The following is a 17,291-nucleotide window of genomic DNA, read 5'->3' as shown; positions in this document are numbered from 1 at the left end:
CATGCGGCCTGCGCCGCGACGCTTCCTCCGGCCGGCGCGCCCCGAAGGGAACGTGCCGACCGGAGGAAGGTGGTCAAAAGCGGGCAGCGCGAAGAGTCGACCGAGTTCTCCCCAGCAACTCGGTTGAGCATCATCGCCCCATCGCCGGCTCCCCCGAGCCGACGCCTTGACGGTTATCAGGGTACGGGAATTCTGTCCCCCAAAGAGGGGACACGGATACCTGCTATCGTTCGCCCTCGACGCCGCTGCGCGTCGAGATCCGGCGCCTCGGACGCGAAAAACCCCCGGGGGTGCCGGGGGTTTCAGGTGGTGCGCGATACTGGGATCGAACCAGTGACCTCTTCCGTGTCAGGGAAGCGCGCTACCGCTGCGCCAATCGCGCCTGTGAAGGCTGTTCTGTTGTGTGAGTGGAGGTGGCGACGGGATTCGAACCCGTGTAAACGGCTTTGCAGGCCGGTGCCTAGCCGCTCGGCCACGCCACCGTGTGTGGTTCGACCCACGTGTCGTGATCGGCTTTCGAGTTTCCCCGGGTGGCGATCCACTCGAGCGGATGACGAGACTCGAACTCGCGACCCCAACCTTGGCAAGGTTGTGCGCTACCAACTGCGCTACATCCGCGTTTCCGGGCTTCCCCGGGCACTCGAATGACTTTATCCCATCCCGACCCCTGCTTCAAACCGCGGCGCTCTGAGCGTGTCGCCGAGGTCGCGCGTTCTGCGCAGCCCCGCGGATCCGGTAATATCGACCGAGGTCCTTCCCGGGCCGCACGGGCGATTGGCGCAGTTGGTAGCGCGCTTCCTTCACACGGAAGAGGTCATCAGTTCGAGTCTGGTATCGCCCACAATTCCTCCCGCGGCGACCGCTGGCCGCGGATTCGGAGATCGCCTCTGGATTCGGACGCCTGGCGCCGGTCGATCCGAATCCGCTGCCGGCCTCCGAATCCGCGACGCCGGACTAGCCGATGACCTTGCCGGGGTTGAACAGCCCCAGGGGGTCGAGGGTCGCCTTGATGGCGCGCTGCATGGCCAGCGCGCCCGGGTCGAGCTCCTTGTTCATGCCCGAGCGCTTGAGCAATCCGACGCCGTGTTCGCCGGTGACCGTGCCACCGAGGCCGATCGCGGCGTCGAGGAGGTCTTCGAAGGCGGCCTGCGCCGCGATCCGGGCGTCGTCGTCTCCGGGGGGCGTGAGAAGGAGCGGATGCAGATTCCCGTCGCCGGCGTGGGCGATGGTGGCGATCCTCACGCCGTGCCGGGCCGCGATCTCCTCGATGACGGCGAGCATCCGCGGGACGGCGGAGCGGGGCACGCAGACGTCCTCGGTCAGCACGGGCATGAGGCGCTCCAGCGCGGGGTACGCCAGTCGCCGCGCCTCGAAGAGCGCCTCGGCCTCGACCTCGTCTGTCGACTGCTGCGCCCACAGCGCGCCGGCGTCGGTGAACGCCGCAGCCGTGGCGGACGCCTCCGCATCCCCCGCCTCACCGGGGAGGTCGACGCGCGCCAGCAGCAGGGCCGCCGCCTCCGTCTCGATTCCGAGGTGCTTCCACTCCTCGACGGCGCGGATGCACTCGCGGTCGAGAAGCTCCAGCGCCGCCGGCTGCAGCCCGCGGCGCGTCACCAGGGCGATCGCCTCGCCGGCTGCGACGAGGCTGGCGAACGCCCCCACGACGGTGCGGGGAGGCTCGGATATCGCCGGCCGCAGCTTGAGGGTGATCTCCGTCACGATGCCGAACGTGCCCTCCGAGCCGACGAAGAGCCCGGTGAGGTCGTAGCCGGCGACGCCCTTGGTCGTGCGGCGACCGATGCGCACGATCCGGCCGTACTCGCCGGCGGGTCCGCCCATCACGACCTCCATGCCGAGCACGTAGTCGCGCGTGACGCCGTACTTCAGGCAGCACAGCCCCCCCGCGTTGGTGGAGACGTTGCCGCCGATCGTCGACCACGGCGCGCTCGCCGGGTCGGGCGGGTACCACAGGCCGTGCTCGGCGACCGCCCGCTTGAGGTCGTCGTTGACGACCCCCGGCTGGACCACGGCGACGAGATTGTCCGTGTCGATCTCCAGGACCGCGTTCATCCGGGACACGTCGATGACGAGGCATCCGTCGACCGCGTTGGCGCCTCCGGACAAGCCCGTGCCGGCTCCGCGCGGAACGACGGGGATGCGGTTCTGCGCGCACACCCGCACCGCTGCGGCGATCTCCTCCGTCGACTGCGCCCGCAGGACGGCCAGCGGCCGCCCCGCGGGCGCCCACTCGGCCTCGTCCCGGCTGAATCCTCCGAGAAGATCGGGGTCGGTGACCAGACGCTCGCCCGGGACCACCTCGCGCAATCTTCCGATGAGCACGCTCTCGTCGACACTCGTCTGCACTGTCGAACCTCTCTGCGATCGGGGGCGGGCCGCGCCTGTCAGCCGACGTCCCGGGTGCGGCACGTCTTCAGATAGCTGAGAAAGGATGCCTGCAATCCGGTGACGTGAGTCTCGTGCAGCAGTGCGTGGGAGACGTTCTGTGACACGCCCTTGGCGTGCAGCTTTTCCAGGGCGGCGAGGACGTTGCGGGCGATTCCACGATAGATCGGGATATCCCCGAGAAGTTCCACTTCGTTCAGCGTCACGTGCAGGTGTGGAGCTGTCGGGCCCGCGTAACGCTCGGGCAGGGCGTCGATCAGCGCGAAGATCTGGCTGTCCTCGTGGGCGACGCCGGGAGTGCCGGCCCCGACCGTGACGAACGGGGCGGACTGGCGCAGCCACGCGTAAAGGGCGAAGAGACCTCCGTAGGAGTATCCGAAGAGGCCGTGGCCCGACTCGCTGACGCGGTATCGGGACTGCAGGAGCGGATGGAGCTCCTCCGTCAGGAAGTCGAGAAAGATGTCGGCGTGGGTGTCGGCCAGCTGCGCCAGATAGGCGTCGGCGTGTTCCTCGGTCATCGCACCGGACGCCCGGAGGGCGGAGACCGTCGCGACCATCTCCTCGCTGACGGGCTCCCCCGGCGGCACGAGATCGCGATTGCGAATCTGCGCCCACTGAGCGGCTTCCGGGCCCGCATACCCGACGCTGACCTGGATGTACGGAGCGACGGTCAGGTACGGATCTGCCTGGGTCACGATGAGCGGCGCCGTGAGACCGACGGCGAAGTTGCCATCCACCACGTAGACCAGAGGGAGGGGATCGCCCGAACTGGCATATCCCGGCGGTGTGGTCACCCAGACGCCGAATTTCCGCCCCGACCGCGCAGTGACATCGAAGTAGTCCGTGTCGGCCAAGCACCCGTGCAACATCTCGCTCATGAAGTCTCTCCCTTTTCTATCCGGCCCGCCCTCACGACGAGGGCCGCCATGTCTGGATCCGCGAACACGCGGGCGTCCTGGAGCGGGTCGCGCTGCCACGCGACCATGTCGGCGTGCATGCCGGCCCTGATCGTGCCGACCGTCTCGCCGATACCGAGGATGTCGGCGTTGACGCTCGTGGCCGACACCAGCGCCTGCATCGGCGATTCCAGCTCGGCGCGCAGACGCAGTTCCTCGCCACGGCGTCGCTGATCCGGTCCGATGAGATCCGACCCCAGGCCGATCCTGAGTCCTGCCCGCCGTGAGACTCCCAGCGCCGCAGCCATACGCGTACGCACGCCGGCGATGCGGTCCCGCGTCGCCGGATCCAGGTCCATGCTCTCGACGTCCATGAGCTGGTCCACCACGGCGAACGTCGGTACGAGCGCGACGTCGTGCTCGCGCATGAGCCGGGCGGTGGGTTCATCGATGTCCGTCCCGTGTTCGACGCAGCGGACACCGGCTCGCACCGCATTGCGGATGCCCGCGTTGTTGTGGGCATGCACCGTCACGTACGTGCCGCGCGCCGCCGCTTCTTCGACGGCCACCGCGATCTCGTCCACCGTGAACTGCGTGTCGTCGAGGCGGTCGTGGCCGCCGACGACGCCGCCGGTGACGCAGAGCTTCACGAAGGTCGCGCCCCGGCGGAACGACTCGCGCACGTTGCGTCGCAGTTCGTCCGCGTTGCCCGACATCAGCGAGAGGGAGGCGAGCCCCGGAGTGTGGTGCGTCTCCCACATCTCGGTCGGTTCCCATGCGGCCCCGTAGTATCCGTGCCCACCCGTCTGACACTGCACCGGTCCGCACGAGATGACACGCGGGCCTCGCACCTTGCCCTTCGCGATCACCTCGACGACGCCGCCGTCGAGGCCGCCGGTGTCGCGCACCGTGGTGAACCCCGCGTCGAGCGCGCGGCCCGCATTGGCGAAGATGTCGGCGGCGATCTCGGCGATGGAGAGCTGGAATCCGAACTGCGCTCTGATGGGGCTCGACAGGCCGAGATGGACATGCGCGTCGATCAGGCCCGGAGTCAGGACCATGCCGTGGAGGTCGATGACTTCCGCATCCGAGGGCGCTCGCCCGATCGCCGTGATGACGCCATCCGACACGCAGACGTCACCGCGCCATGGATCCTCACCTGAACCGTCGGCGACCACCGCTCCGGCAAACCACTTCTCAACCATGAAGCCTTCCCTCGAGGACGACCTCGTCCTCAACAGTGGTGAATTCGTCCGCACTAAGCTACTCAACAGTGGTGAGTTGTTCAAGGGAGATCACGTGAGGTCACCGGTGGGAGAAGGCAGGGAACGCCTTCTGCAGGCGCTCTTCGAGGAGTTCGGCGAGACCGGCCCGAGCCCGGGCATGTCGATGCGTCAGGTGGCGGAGCGGATCGGCGTGCACCACACGTTGCTGACATATCACTTCGGGTCACGTCCCGGGCTCCTGCGCGCAGTCCTCATCGAAGCGCGCCGTCGTGACAACCTCGTGATCGCCGCGACCGCGGATGATCTCGGCTTCGTGGCGCTGTGCCGTGCGGTGTGGAACTTCTACTCCGCTCCGGCGCACGAGGATCGCGTCCGTGCGTTCTTCCAGATGGTCGGGCTCGTGGCGTACGAGCCCGACGACTTCGAGGAGTTCTTCGCTGACATCGGTGATCTCGCGTCCCTTCTGGAGTCGGCCGCCCTGCGCGACGGCGCCACGGCGCAGGAGGCCAGGCAGCTGAGCATCCTCGCGACGTCGTGTCTGAGGGGGTTCCTCCTGCAGCGGATGCTCAGCCCCGCCCACGTGGACGCGGCCGCCGACCGCTTCCTCGCCTCGTTGCCGGCATTCCAGGACGATTCTCGAGCGCGGTAGATCCGCCGACGTTCCGGTCACGGAAGGCGGTTCTCCGCCGTAGGCGAGAGACGGAAGGCGCTCGGGAAGTCGGGGTCGACGATCGCCGGACGCGTGAGGCGGAACGCGTCGATGGGGTGTTCGGTGTGCCCGGAGGTGGTCAGGTCGGCCAGGATCCTCCCCATCAGGCTGGCGAATTTCCCGGCATGCCCCGCGCCGTTGAAGACGGCGACGTGCGGATGCCCCGGGATCGTATCGAGAACGAACTCACGGTCGGCCGGCATGTCGTAGAGGCACGTCCTGTTGACCAGCGGCGCGCCCGCTGCCCCGGGCAGATGCGTCGCAAGGAAGCGATGAAGGATGCGAGCCTCGTCGTCGTCGCCTTCGAATGCACGCTCCTCGCTCGTGACGAAGCGTCCTCGCATATCCCGCGCGATCTTGACGGCGGCCTCCCCGTACACGGGGAACCCGTAGTGCACCTCGTCGCCATGATGGATCCAGATCGGGAACCTGTCGGGCGTGTAGTCCGCGAGGTTCGGCGTCGTGAAATAGCCGACCTGCTCCTGCGAGAGCGTCAGTGGGAAGCTGAGGCCGAGGTCCGGCATGAGCGCGCCGAGCCACGAGGCGGCCGCGACGACGAGGTGATCCGCGTCGAAGATGCCGCTGCTGGTCGTGACGCTCACCCCCTTCTCACGAATCCGGATCCCGGTCGCTCTCGTGCGCGTCAGGAACTCCACGCCGCCGGAGATCGCCAGCGAGGAATGCGCCGACACCGACTTGCGGATGTCGAGGATGCCGCCGGCCGCCTGGAAGAGGCCGATCGTGTCGTCGGGGATGCGCCACTGCGGGAACCGTGCTCTCACCTCTTCGGCCGTGAGATCCTCGTAGTCGATGCCCGTGGAGTCCATCGCGGTCCTGTAGGCGTCGATCTCCGCGGCCCCCGGACCGTCCGAAGGTGCCAGGTCCAGGCCGCCGGTCCTGGTGTAGAGGGTCAGCCCGGAGCGCCGCTCGATCTCGGCCCACGTCTCGAACATCGCAGGGGTCAGAGCGGTGTAGTCGGCACGGTGATATGCGTGACGGATGATCCGCGAATGGTCCCCTGAAGAGCCGAGAGCGTGGCCGAGGTCGAACTGCTCGACCACGAGCACGCGCTCGGCACCGTGCTCCGACAGCCAGAAGGCCGCGGCGGAGCCGATCGCTCCCGCGCCGATGACGATATGTGAATAGCCCTTGGCCACGACGGGTCCCTCCGGTGATGTCGGCTGTCCTCATTGCCAGCCTGACCCGCCATCCGGAGGAGATCGATAGCATGGTGTCGAATCTCAAGAACCTGGATTCGACAGATGTCGCAAAGCATCGAGGGTGAGCGAAAGCCGATGACCGAATCCATCCACGAGGTGATCGAGCGCACAGCGCACCGTCTCCGGCGGTCGGTCGCCGTGGATGACCCGGGCCTGCGACTCCTCGCCTCGAGCGCGCACTTCGAGGATGTCGACCAGGCTCGCCTGTCGTCTCTGGTGGGACGGAAGATCACCGGGCCGCTGCGGGACTATGTGATGGCGCAGGGCGCTCAGAGCTGGCGTGAGACGACGGTGCTGCCGGCTCGTCCGGAGCTCGGCGTCCAGTGGGATCGGCTCTGCTTCCCGTTGCGCTCGCGCTTCGAACTCCTGGGGTTCATGTGGATCATGACGCCCGTCCCTCTCGATGAGGAGGAGCTGCAGATCGCCCGCCAGTGCGCCGGGCATGTCCGAGAGGTGCTCATGCGACGCGCGCAGTCGCTGGCGGACGCCGACATCGAGGCGGAATCACTCGTTCGCGCTCTGCTCTCCGCCGACGCATCCGCTCAGCGGCGGGCCGCCCAGGACATGCGTGATCTGGGGATGTTCGCCGGGTGCACCGATTTCGTCGGAATCGTCGTCGCCACCGATCCCGGCATCAGATCCGGCTTCGGGGAGCCGTCGGAAGACGTCGTACGTCGTGCGGTGGCGACGGCGGCGGAGGGCCGGGCATACGCCCTGGCCGCGGGTGGCTCCGAATCCGCCGTGATACTCGGTTCTCCGGGGCTCGCGCACCCCGGAGTCGCGCAACCGTTCGCGAGGGCCCTGCATCGCGAGATCCGCCGGTGGGATGCCGGTCTGGCCGCCGCCGCCGTCGTCGGCGTCGGCGCCGCGCAGTCACCCCTCGAATCCGCTGCGCGATCATGCGACCAGGCGCGGATCGCCGCGCAGATCGGCCGCGCCCGCGGAGAGCACGTCGTGACCTGGTCGGAGCACCCCGTGGACGAACTGCTCACCGCCATGCTCGATCCGCGCGTCGACGAGTGGCTCGTGCCGGAGGCGCTTCAGCAGCTCATGGCATCCCAGCCCGCCGCCACGATCGAGCTCGTCGAAACGTTCCTCGATCACGCCGGCAATGTGATCGCGACAGCGGAGGCTCTGCAACTGCACCGGACGACGGTCTACTACCGGATCAACCGGCTCCAGGAGAGGACCGGTCTGAATCTGGAGGACGGCTCGACCCGTCTCCTCCTCCACCTCTGGCTGCGTACGCGCCGACTGGTCGCCGCGACGAACGGTCAGACCGCGCCGCGCCATCCGTAGCGCTTGTTCAGGGCGCGAGCGACAAGGCCGAAGCGGTCGGCGTCGAGAGCGGATGCCTCGCGGCGCAGGCCACGCTCGTGGACGCTGTAGAGATGTCCGATGTCGACCCATGAGTCTCGCCCCCGGGCGTCCCACTCCCCCGCGCCGAGTGCGACGAAGTCGGGCGAGTCCTGCGGAGTGCTGGTGAGCCGGACCGCGTAGACGCGGTCGGCGCTCTGGCGGCCGATGACCAGCACGGGGCGGTCCTTGCCGCGCCCGTCGCGCTCCTCGTACGGGACCCACGTCCACACGATCTCCCCCGCGTCGGGCGCGCCGTCCACATCGGGCGCATAGGCCAGCACGAGACCGCGGCGCCCGGGGGGCGTCAGCGGCGTCGTGGCCGTCGCCCCGTCGCGACCGGGCTCGATGCCCTCGGCACGGCGCGCGGGGCGCAGCATCCGGGAGAGGACGGTGAGGAAGCGGCGAGGCACAGCCTCACCCTAGCGAGCGAGTCCCACGCGGAAGGGGCGCCGCGGATCGCTCCGCGACGCCCCTCCGAGGCGGTGACCGTGGTCACTCGACGATGGCGTAGCCCTCTTCGCCGTGGACCGTGGAGTCCACACCGGCGATCTCGTCTTCGTTCTTGACGCGGAAGCCGACGGTCTTCTCGATCGCGAAGCCGATGATGTACGCGATCACGAAGGAGAAGATCAGCACGCCCAGCGCGGCGATCACCTGCAGGATGAGCTGCTCCGAACCGCCGCCGAGGAGGAGGCCGGTCTCGGTGGCGAAGAAGCCGAGGAAGATCGTTCCGATGAGGCCGCCGACGAGGTGGATGCCGACGACGTCGAGGGAGTCGTCGAAGCCCCACTTCCACTTCAGCTCCACAGCGAGCGCGCAGAGCACACCGGCCACGACACCGAGCAGGAGGGCCCATCCCGGCGTCAGGTTGGCACAGGCCGGCGTGATGGCCACGAGGCCGGTGACGGCACCGGATGCCGCACCCACGGACGTGGCCTTGCCGTCTTTGAACTTCTCCACGATCAGCCAGCCGATGACGGCGGCGGCGGTGGCGCCGATGGTGTTGATGATGATGAGGCCGACCGAGGAGTCCTCGGTGCCGAGGAGGCCGAAGGTGCCCTCTGCGCCGGCGTTGAAGCCGAACCATCCGAACCACAGGATCGCCGCACCGAGCATGACCAGCGGGACGTTGTGCGGCTTGTGCGCGCCCTTCTGGAAGTTCACGCGCTTGCCGAGCACCAGGGCGAGGGCGAGGGCGGCCGCACCGGCGTTGATGTGCACCGCGGTGCCGCCGGCGTAGTCGATGACGCTCGTGCTGAACCCGAAGGTCTCGCCGAGGCTCATGATCCAGCCGCCGCCCCAGACCCACGCGGCGACCGGGAAGTACACCACGGTGGCCCACAGGCCGGCGAAGACCATCCACGAGCCGAACTTCGCCCGGTCGGCGATGGCGCCCGAGATCAGGGCGACGGTGATGATGGCGAACGTGGCGCCGTACGCGGCGCCGACGAGGCCGTTGTCATCGAGCGAGCCGAGGCCGATGTCGGCGAACGGGTTGCCCGAGAACGCCCACGGGCTCTCGACCGCGCTCATGTTGAAGCCGTACAGGATCCACAGCACGCTGATCAGGCCGAGCGCGCCGAAGCTCATCATCATCATGCTGACGACGCTCTTCGCCTTGACCAGACCGCCGTAGAAGAACGCCACGCCGGGCGTCATGAAGAGCACTAGCGCCGTCGCGGCGACGGCCCAGGCGAGATTTCCGCTGTCCATGAGATTCCTCATCCATGTGTCGTGTTACTCAGAGGACCCTCCTGTCCGCCGCTTTCGGGTAGCGGACGTCTCGGGCGCCCCCAGTCTCGCGACGGGCGGTTTCCGGCGGCGTGCGTAAGGTGTTTCGCGTTCGTTACGAGCCCAGGCCCGACGTAAACATCGTGTTTCGGGATGCCGCGAGGATCACGCGAATGCGCGGAGAGGAATCGATGTCAGGAATGCGTCAGGGCGACGAGGCGGGAGATCGCCCGGAGATACTTCTTGCGGTAACCGCCCGACAGCATCTCAGTCCCGAAGACATCGTTCAGGGGAACACCGGTGGCCCTGATGGGGATCTGTGCGTCGTAGGCGCGATCGACGAAGGCGACGAACCTCAGCGCCGCCGACTGGTCTTCGAGGACGGTGACATCCCGCAGCCCGATGAGGTCGACGCCGTCCAGCACCCGCAGGTAGCGGGACGGATGCACGCGCGCCAGGTGAGCGATGAGGGTGGCGAAGGTGTCGTCGGACGCGACGCCGGCGGATGCGGCGCGCTCGAGCTCCGCGGTGTACTCCTCGGGCGACAGGACGCGGGCGTCGCCGTCGATGGCGCGCTGCCGATAGTCGGTCCCGTCGATGCGCAGCGTCTCGAAGCTCGCCGACATGGCGTGGATCTCGCGGAGGAAGTCCTGCGCGGCGAAGCGTCCCTCACCCAGCGCGTTGGGCGGCGTGTTCGACGTCGCGGCCAGGCGCGTCCCCGAGGAGACGAGCTCACCGAGCAGGCGCGTCATCACCATCGTGTCGCCGGGATCGTCCAGCTCGAACTCGTCGATGCAGAGCAGGTCCGACCCGCGGAAGAGCTCGACGGTGTTCTGATAGCCGAGAGCCCCCACCAGCGCGGTGTACTCGATGAACGATCCGAAGTACTTCCGGCGGGCCGGCAGCGCGTGATAGATCGAGGCGAGCAGGTGGGTCTTCCCGACGCCGAACCCGCCGTCGAGGTAGACGCCCGGCTTGGTCTCGGGAACCTTCTTCGCTCGGCGGAACAGGCCGCCGCGCTCGGCCGGTGCGCCCTTTCCGGAGAACGCCAGCAGTCGCTCTTTGGCATCCTGCTGCGACGGATACGTCGCATCCGCCCGGTAGGACTCGAACGTCGCCCCGTCGAACTGCGGTGGCGGGATGAGGGCGGCCACCATCTCGGCGCCGGTGACGTCGGGCGAGCGCTCGGCGAGGTGGACCAGGCCGGTCCCGGTCGAGGTGCCTGTCGAACTCATACGCGGTCCTGTGTCGCCTTCTTACGATGCCGATGCGCACCCCTGGAGGCGCTACTAGGTTCGAAGGGGCACAACCAGCCTATTGCGATTTGCGGACCGGGGCCGATCCGGCAGCTGCGTCCGACTCGTGAACACGTCCCGAGGAGACCAGCGATGACCGTCGAGTACGACACCACCTCCGAGAAGTTCGCCGACTACGCCCAGCCCGGCCGTCTCGTGACCGGCGACTGGCTCGAGGCGCGGTTGGGCGACCCGGGACTCGTGATCGTCGAATCGGACGAGGACGTCCTCCTGTACGAGACCGGCCACATCCCGGGCGCCGTGAAGGTCGACTGGCACACCGAGCTGAACGACCCCGTCGTCCGCGACTACGTCGACGGCGCCGGCTTCGCCGAGCTGCTCGGCCGCAAGGGCATCTCTCGCGATGACACCGTCGTCATCTACGGCGACAAGAACAACTGGTGGGCCGCTTACGCGCTGTGGGTCTTCTCCCTCTTCGGACACGAGGACGTCCGACTCCTCGACGGCGGTCGCGACAAGTGGATCGCCGAGGGCCGTCCGATCACGACGGAGCCCACTCAGCGCGCGGCGACCGAATACCCGGTGGTCGAGCGCGACGACACCGCGCTCCGCGCCTACAAGGACGACGTGCTGGCCCACCTCGGGAACCCTCTCGTCGACGTGCGCTCGCCCGAGGAGTATTCCGGTGAGCGCACCACCGCGCCGGCGTACCCGGAGGAGGGCGCGCTGCGCGCTGGACACATCCCGACGGCCCAGAACGTCCCGTGGGCCAAGGCGGTGGCAGAGGACGGCGGATTCAAGTCCCGCAGTGAGCTCGAGGCCATCTACCGCGAGGGCGCGGGGCTCACAGACGACGACGCGATCGTGGCGTACTGCCGTATCGGGGAGCGATCGAGCCACACGTGGTTCGTTCTGAAGCATCTCCTCGGCTTTGAGAACGTGCGCAACTACGACGGATCGTGGACGGAATGGGGCAGCGCCGTGCGCGTGCCCATCGTCACCGGGAGCGAGCCGGGCTCGCTCTGACAACCGGCACAGCCGGCCGCACATTTCCCGTGGGACAATGGCGGTGATGACCGACACCGCTCTGCCTGCCGCCCTGGCGGAGATCCGCGAGGAGTTCCTCGAGTTGGCCGAACCCGAGCGGCTGCAGCTGCTGCTGGAGTTCTCGCAAGACCTGCCCGACGTTCCGCCGGACTACGACGAGCATCCGGAGAGGTACGAGCGGGTCGCGGAATGTCAGTCTCCCGTCTTCATCGCCGTCGAGGTCGACGCCGACGATCGCGTGGCCATGCACGCGACCGCGCCGGCGGAAGCGCCCACGACGCGCGGGTTCGCCAGCATCCTCGTTCAGGGGATCAGCGGGCTGACCGCCGACGAGGTTCTGGCGATCCCCGACGACTTTCCCCAGAGCATCGGCCTGACGCGGGCGGTGAGCCCGCTGCGGATCGCGGGGATGACCGGGATGCTGCTGCGCGCCAAGCGCCAGGTGCGCGCCAAGCGCGCCGGCTGACATGCGCGTCACCGAGATCGTTCCCGCCTCGGGCGACGCGTTCGATGTCGGCACGGCCGAGGGCGAGGCCGCTCTCGCGTCGCGCTACGACGTCGGCCGGGGCGCCTTCGTGCGCCTCAACATGATCACGAGCGTCACCGGCGCCGCGGTCGGCGGAGACGGCACGAGCAACACCCTCACGAGCCGCACCGACCGAGCCGTGCTCGGCCTCATCCGGCGGGGGTCGGACGTCGTCGTGGTCGGTGCCGCGACAGTGCGCGCCGAGGGATACCTTCTCCCCCGCGCCGCGCGCCTCGCGGTCGTGACGACCAGCGGCGATCTGACGGGCCACCGCTTTCCCGAGGCGCCCGGCGCCGTCCTCCTCGTCTGCCCCGCCGACCGCGTCGACGCGGTGCGGGAGCGCTCCGGTCTCTCCTCCGCCGAGATCGTCGGCGTCACGGGAGGCGACGAGCTCCGTCCGCAGGCGATCGTCGCCGCGCTGCGCTCGCGGGGCCTCGAGCGCATCGTCTGCGAGGGCGGCCCCACCCTCGCCGCGCGATTCGCGGATGCGGGGGTCATCGACGAGTACTGCGTGACCGTGGCACCCGTCCTGGAACCGGCTCCGCGGGCCTTCCTGCCGATCCGGCGCGCTGCGGCCACGGCGGTGGCGGGGATGCTGGTCGACGAGGACGGTTTCAGCTATCTGCGGTTGCGACCTCGCGGGTGAGTCCTCGCTGGCGGAGCCACTGCGCGATCGCGGCGGACCAGCGGTCCTGGTCGTAGTTCCAGAGCTTGGTGTGCCGTGCGACGTCGAACGTGTGCATCTCGACCAGGTCGGGTCGCGCTGCGGCCAGCTCGTGCGAGGCGTCGGACGGGACGAAGCCGTCGTCGTCGCTGTGCAGAAGCAGGATCGGATGCGTCAGCTCGTTCGCGCGGGCCACGCCGTCGAGGCGGTCGAAGGGGATCGGTCGTCCGGTGCGCGTCATGGGCACTGCCCACTCGGATCGAAGAGCACCCAGTGCCAGGCCCGTGACGGGAGCGGGAAGGCGCATCTGGCGCGCCTGATAGTCCAGCACGACCCGCCAGTCCACGACCGGCGACTCCAGCACCAGCCCGACGATGAGGTCGCGATGCGGAGAGTTCAGTTCCAGCTGCAGGGCGATCGCGCCGCCCATCGACCACCCCATGACGACGACCCGGCGCGCGCCCGCACGCCGGGCGTAGCCGATGGCGGCATCGACGTCACGCCACTCCGTCGCGCCGAGGGCGTACGTTCCTTCGCGACTGCGCGGGGCTTCGCCATCGTTGCGGTAGGACACCAGCAGAGACGTGTAGCCGAGGGAGTGGAACAGCGGCACCGCGCGAAGGGCCTCGGCGCGCGTCGTGCCGCGCCCGTGCACCTGCACCACCCACAGGTCGGATTCCTCACCGGAGGGGAACACCCAGGCCGGGCAGGGACCGACGGAGGCGCCGATGAGCTCGTTGCGAAACGGTAGCTGGAGCTCCTCGGGACGGTCGTAATACCATCCGCTGAAGGCGGCATCCGACGACAGGCGCGCGCCGGAAGTCACGTGGGTGAGGAGCTTGCGCTTCACGGTGCGTTCGTCCTCCGACAGCACAGAGCCGAGCTTCACGTAGGGCAGCGTCCCCGCGGTGAACAGCCCGTACCGGCCGGGGAGCGCGGTGTCGGGCGTGCGCTCCAGGGTGATGGTCTGAGCGGCCGTGTCGAGGTCGACGATGCGCGTGTCGGGCACGCGCGGCGCGGGTGTGACCACGCGACGGGCGACCCGTAGCGAGATCGCGCCGATCGCCGTGACGACGGCGCCGAGCGAGATGGCCAGCAGCGCGATCGCTGCGCGGAGGGCCCCCGCGCGCCGAGGAGAAGCGCCGGTGGTTCCGGCGTGCCTGGAGCCGTTCATCGAGCCCTCACTCTAGTCTGTGGCCGTGACCGAGCTTCCCCCCGCCACGGCGACGCCGTTCGAGAGGGCGGGCGAGGAACTGCGCTCGGTCGCCTTCCGTTCGGACTTCGCCGTGCGCGAGATCCCCGCGCCTCCCGGGTTGGCTCCCTTCTCCCTGGCGCTGGCCGGGGATGTGCGGCCCGACGGGTCGGGGACGGACTCCCCCTTCGGAACGGGCCGGTTCATCCTGCTCCACGACCCCGACGAACCGGAGCCGTGGGGTGGCGCCTGGCGGATCGTCTGCTTCGCCCAGGCGCCGTTGGAGACCGAGATCGGAACCGATCCACTTCTCGCGGACGTCGCCTGGTCGTGGCTGCTCGACGCACTGGCGTCGCGCGAGGCGGCGTACCACGCCGCATCCGGAACGGCCACGAAGACGCTGTCGAAGGGCTTCGGCGCCCTCGCAGATCAGGGCGACGGCGCGCAGATCGAACTGCGCGCGTCCTGGTCTCCACAGGCGCCGTTCGGCCCGCATGTGGAAGCCTGGGCAGAATTGGTATGCATGCTCGCGGGGCTCCCCCCGGGGTCGGAGGACATCGCCGTGCTGGGATCGCGAAGGACGATGCGTGACTGATTACACCGTGATCGCCGACGATGCGGCGTTCGCGGACGCCGTCCGCGCACTGGCCGCCGGCTCGGGGCCCGCGGCAATCGATGTCGAACGCGCGTCGGGCTTCCGCTACTCGCAGCGGGCCTACCTGATCCAGGTCTTCCGCCGCAACGCCGGCGTCTACCTCTTCGACCCGTCCGAGATCGCAGACTTCTCACCGCTGCAGGACGCGCTGGTCTCGACCGAGTGGGTGTTCCACGCCGCCAGCCAGGACCTGCCGTCGTTGCGCGAACGCGGACTGGAGCCGCGGACCATGTTCGACACCGAACTGGCGGCGCGACTGCTCGGGCACGAGCGGGTCGGCCTGGGCGCCGTCGTCGAGACGACGCTGGGCATCACGCTGGCCAAAGCCCACTCCGCCGCGGACTGGTCGACCCGCCCGCTTCCGCAGTCGTGGCTCGAGTATGCCGCGCTCGACGTGACGCACCTCATCGACGTCCGCGACGCCCTGGCGGCGGAGCTGGTCGAGCAGGGGAAGACCGAGTTCGCGCAGGAGGAATTCGCCGCGGTGCTGGAGCGCCCGGCCAAGCTGCCGCGCGAGGATCCGTGGCGGAGGCTGAGCGGCCTGCACACCGTGCGGGGCCGCCGCTCGCTCGCCGTCGCGAAGGCGCTCTGGCAGGCGCGGGAGGACTACGCCCGCGAGCAGGACATCGCGCCGGGACGTCTGGTACCCGACCGTGCCCTGGTCGCCGCGGTGATCGCCGACCCGAAGACGAAGCAGGAGCTGGCGAGTCTCAAGGACTTCACCGGCCGGGCCAGCCGTAACCAACTCGACCGCTGGTGGGACGCCATCGTCGAGGGCCGGAGCACGCCGGACCTGCCGCCCGATCGCGTGCCGTCGGATTCGCTGCCGCCGCCTCGGGCGTGGGTCGACCGCAACCCGGAGGCCGATGCGCGGTTGCGCGCCGCGCGACCGGCCGTCGAGGGACGCGCCACCGAACTGGGGATGCCGACCGAGAACCTGCTGACCCCCGAGACGCTCCGCCGCGTCGCGTGGGCGCCGCCGGCCGAGCTCACCGTCGACGAGGTCGGGCGGATGCTCCGAGAGCTCGGCGCTCGTGAATGGCAGATTGCGCAAACCGCACAGCTGATCGTGAATGCCTTTGTAGATTCCGTTCACGCCGCCGAGTCGACCGCATCCGAGGATTCATAGATCCGACAACCGATTCGGGGCTGCCGAAGGCGGCTCCTAGGCTGACGTCATCCCTATGTTTGGAGGCAGAGTGCCCGAGATTTCGGACGTCTATTTCGTCGATGGTGTGCGTACCCCGTTCGGTCGCGCCGGCGAAAAGGGGATCTACTGGAACACCCGCGCGGATGACCTCGTCGTCAAGGCGATCATCGGCCTGATGGAGCGGAACGAATCGGTTCCGAAAGACCGTATCGACGACGTGGCGATCGCCGCCACCTCGCAGACGGGCGACCAGGGGCTCACTCTCGGCCGCACGGCGGCGATCCTCGCCGGTCTGCCCATGACCGTTCCCGGTCTCGCGATCGACCGGATGTGCGCCGGCGCGATGACGAGCGTCACCACGATGGGCGCTTCGATCGGCTTCGGTCAGTACGACCTCGCGCTGGCCGGTGGCGTGGAGCACATGGGCCGGCACCCCATCGGCGCGAACGCCGACCCGAACCCGCGCTTCGTCGCCGAGAAGCTCGTCGACCCGGGCGCCCTGAACATGGGCGTCACCGCCGAGCGCATCCACGACCGGTTCCCCCACCTGACCAAGGAGCGCGCCGACCGTTACGGCATGCTGAGCCAGCACAAGCTGCAGGCCGCCTACGACGCCGGCAGGATCCAGCCCGACCTCGTGCCGGTCGCCGTCAAGGACGGCGAAGGCTCGTGGGGGCTTGCCACCGAGGACGAGGGCCGTCGCCCCGAGACCACGATGGAGGGCCTTGCGACCCTCAAGACGCCGTTCCGTCCGCACGGGCGGGTGACCGCGGGGACGTCGTCGCCGCTGACCGACGGCGCGACGGTGTCGCTGCTCGCCGGCCGCGATGCCGTGAAAGAGCTGGGTCTGAAGCCGAAGATGCGCATGGTCTCGTTCGCCTTCGCCGGCGTCGAGCCGGAGATCATGGGCATCGGACCGATCCCGGCGACCGAGAAGGCGCTGCGCAAGGCAGGCCTGTCGATCGACGACATCGGCCTGTTCGAGCTCAACGAGGCGTTCGCGATCCAGGTGATCTCGCTGCTGGATCACTTCGGCATCGCGGACGACGACCCGCGCGTCAACCCGTGGGGCGGCGCCATCGCGGTCGGCCACCCGCTGGCCGCATCCGGTGTGCGCCTCATGATCCAGCTGGCGGCGCAGTTCCGCGAGCGACCCGACGTCCGCTACGGCCTCACCGCCATGTGCGTCGGCCTCGGGCAGGGCGGCTCGGTGATCTGGGAGAACCCGTACTTCGACGGAAAGAAGCGGAAGTAATC

The 17,291-nt window shown here is 69.0% G+C and carries 16 protein-coding genes and 4 tRNA genes; 9 read left to right on the top strand and 11 right to left on the bottom strand.

The window, feature by feature from the left end; genetic code table 11:
• Positions 1–307: 307 nt before the first annotated feature.
• From ACTU3I_RS17920 to ACTU3I_RS17910, 3 genes are all read right to left on the bottom strand, one after another.
• Positions 308–382: transfer RNA gene (locus tag ACTU3I_RS17920), tRNA-Val, on the bottom strand.
• 26 nt (positions 383–408) lie between these two features.
• A tRNA-Cys gene (locus ACTU3I_RS17915) sits at positions 409–482 on the bottom strand.
• Positions 483–545: 63 nt separating this feature from the next.
• Positions 546–618 (bottom strand) — tRNA-Gly (locus ACTU3I_RS17910).
• 150 nt (positions 619–768) lie between these two features.
• Between ACTU3I_RS17910 and ACTU3I_RS17905 the strand changes: the two genes are divergently transcribed.
• Positions 769–841 (top strand) — tRNA-Val (locus tag ACTU3I_RS17905).
• A gap of 113 nt (positions 842–954) precedes the next feature.
• On the opposite strand, the gene ACTU3I_RS17900 is transcribed toward ACTU3I_RS17905, so the two are convergent.
• The 3 genes from ACTU3I_RS17900 to ACTU3I_RS17890 are packed head-to-tail and all read right to left on the bottom strand — an operon-like array spanning position 955 to position 4,504.
• On the bottom strand, positions 955–2,364 hold the full coding sequence (locus tag ACTU3I_RS17900) for an FAD-binding oxidoreductase (RefSeq protein WP_442927077.1): 1,410 nt from the start codon (positions 2,362–2,364) through the stop codon (positions 955–957).
• 38 nt (positions 2,365–2,402) lie between these two features.
• The gene (locus ACTU3I_RS17895; RefSeq protein ID WP_442927076.1) at positions 2,403–3,281 is read right to left on the bottom strand and encodes an alpha/beta hydrolase; all 879 of its coding nucleotides are present in this window, start codon (positions 3,279–3,281) and stop codon (positions 2,403–2,405) included.
• Complete coding sequence (locus ACTU3I_RS17890) at positions 3,278–4,504, bottom strand: amidohydrolase family protein (protein WP_442927075.1); 1,227 nt, start codon at positions 4,502–4,504, stop codon at positions 3,278–3,280. Before ACTU3I_RS17890 ends, ACTU3I_RS17895 begins: the two co-directional genes overlap by 4 nt.
• 94 nt (positions 4,505–4,598) lie before the next feature.
• Here ACTU3I_RS17890 and ACTU3I_RS17885 point away from each other — a divergent pair, with 94 nt between their 5' ends.
• Positions 4,599–5,174: a TetR/AcrR family transcriptional regulator gene (locus ACTU3I_RS17885; protein WP_442927074.1), complete on the top strand. Its 576-nt coding sequence runs from the start codon at positions 4,599–4,601 to the stop codon at positions 5,172–5,174.
• 17 nt (positions 5,175–5,191) lie between these two features.
• On the opposite strand, the gene solA is transcribed toward ACTU3I_RS17885, so the two are convergent.
• On the bottom strand, positions 5,192–6,391 hold the full coding sequence (gene solA, locus ACTU3I_RS17880; RefSeq protein WP_442927073.1) for an N-methyl-L-tryptophan oxidase: 1,200 nt from the start codon (positions 6,389–6,391) through the stop codon (positions 5,192–5,194).
• Positions 6,392–6,529: 138 nt separating this feature from the next.
• On the opposite strand from solA, the gene ACTU3I_RS17875 reads away from it, so the two are divergent.
• Positions 6,530–7,753: a PucR family transcriptional regulator gene (locus ACTU3I_RS17875; protein ID WP_442927072.1), complete on the top strand. Its 1,224-nt coding sequence runs from the start codon at positions 6,530–6,532 to the stop codon at positions 7,751–7,753.
• Here the strand turns inward: ACTU3I_RS17875 and ACTU3I_RS17870 are convergent.
• The 3 genes from ACTU3I_RS17870 to zapE form a co-directional block, all read right to left on the bottom strand.
• Positions 7,729–8,223: a type II toxin-antitoxin system PemK/MazF family toxin gene (locus ACTU3I_RS17870; RefSeq protein ID WP_442927071.1), complete on the bottom strand. Its 495-nt coding sequence runs from the start codon at positions 8,221–8,223 to the stop codon at positions 7,729–7,731. The genes ACTU3I_RS17875 and ACTU3I_RS17870 overlap by 25 nt on opposite strands.
• Positions 8,224–8,305: 82 nt before the next feature.
• The gene (locus ACTU3I_RS17865) at positions 8,306–9,526 is read right to left on the bottom strand and encodes an ammonium transporter (RefSeq protein WP_442927070.1); all 1,221 of its coding nucleotides are present in this window, start codon (positions 9,524–9,526) and stop codon (positions 8,306–8,308) included.
• A 212-nt stretch (positions 9,527–9,738) separates the two neighbouring features.
• A complete protein-coding gene (gene zapE / locus ACTU3I_RS17860) occupies positions 9,739–10,779 on the bottom strand; it encodes a cell division protein ZapE (protein WP_442927069.1) in 1,041 nt (346 codons plus the stop codon).
• A 153-nt stretch (positions 10,780–10,932) separates the two neighbouring features.
• Here zapE and ACTU3I_RS17855 point away from each other — a divergent pair, with 153 nt between their 5' ends.
• From ACTU3I_RS17855 to ACTU3I_RS17845, 3 genes are read left to right on the top strand one after another with little or no spacing between them, the layout of a single operon-like run.
• The gene (locus ACTU3I_RS17855) at positions 10,933–11,826 is read left to right on the top strand and encodes a sulfurtransferase (protein ID WP_442927068.1); all 894 of its coding nucleotides are present in this window, start codon (positions 10,933–10,935) and stop codon (positions 11,824–11,826) included.
• A gap of 46 nt (positions 11,827–11,872) precedes the next feature.
• Positions 11,873–12,313, top strand: coding sequence for a SufE family protein (locus tag ACTU3I_RS17850; RefSeq protein WP_442927067.1), 441 nt, complete (start codon positions 11,873–11,875; stop codon positions 12,311–12,313).
• A 1-nt stretch (position 12,314) separates the two neighbouring features.
• On the top strand, positions 12,315–13,019 hold the full coding sequence (locus ACTU3I_RS17845; protein WP_442927066.1) for a dihydrofolate reductase family protein: 705 nt from the start codon (positions 12,315–12,317) through the stop codon (positions 13,017–13,019).
• Here ACTU3I_RS17845 and ACTU3I_RS17840 read toward each other — a convergent pair.
• On the bottom strand, positions 12,988–14,211 hold the full coding sequence (locus ACTU3I_RS17840) for an alpha/beta hydrolase family protein (RefSeq protein WP_442927065.1): 1,224 nt from the start codon (positions 14,209–14,211) through the stop codon (positions 12,988–12,990). The genes ACTU3I_RS17845 and ACTU3I_RS17840 overlap by 32 nt on opposite strands.
• Before the next feature lie 25 nt (positions 14,212–14,236).
• Between ACTU3I_RS17840 and ACTU3I_RS17835 the strand changes: the two genes are divergently transcribed.
• The 3 genes from ACTU3I_RS17835 to ACTU3I_RS17825 all read left to right on the top strand — a co-directional run bounded on the left by ACTU3I_RS17835 (position 14,237) and on the right by ACTU3I_RS17825 (position 17,289).
• A complete protein-coding gene (locus ACTU3I_RS17835; RefSeq protein WP_442927064.1) occupies positions 14,237–14,824 on the top strand; it encodes a DUF3000 domain-containing protein in 588 nt (195 codons plus the stop codon).
• On the top strand, positions 14,817–16,013 hold the full coding sequence (locus ACTU3I_RS17830) for a ribonuclease D (protein ID WP_442927063.1): 1,197 nt from the start codon (positions 14,817–14,819) through the stop codon (positions 16,011–16,013). Before ACTU3I_RS17835 ends, ACTU3I_RS17830 begins: the two co-directional genes overlap by 8 nt.
• Positions 16,014–16,083: 70 nt before the next feature.
• A complete protein-coding gene (locus tag ACTU3I_RS17825; RefSeq protein WP_442927062.1) occupies positions 16,084–17,289 on the top strand; it encodes a thiolase family protein in 1,206 nt (401 codons plus the stop codon).
• Positions 17,290–17,291: the final 2 nt, after the last annotated feature.

Source organism: Microbacterium sp. RD1 (assembly GCF_052220165.1).
In the GTDB taxonomy this organism is placed as follows: domain Bacteria; phylum Actinomycetota; class Actinomycetes; order Actinomycetales; family Microbacteriaceae; genus Microbacterium.
Note: the sequence above shows the minus strand (reverse complement) of the source record. Positions and strands in the feature narration are given on the sequence as shown.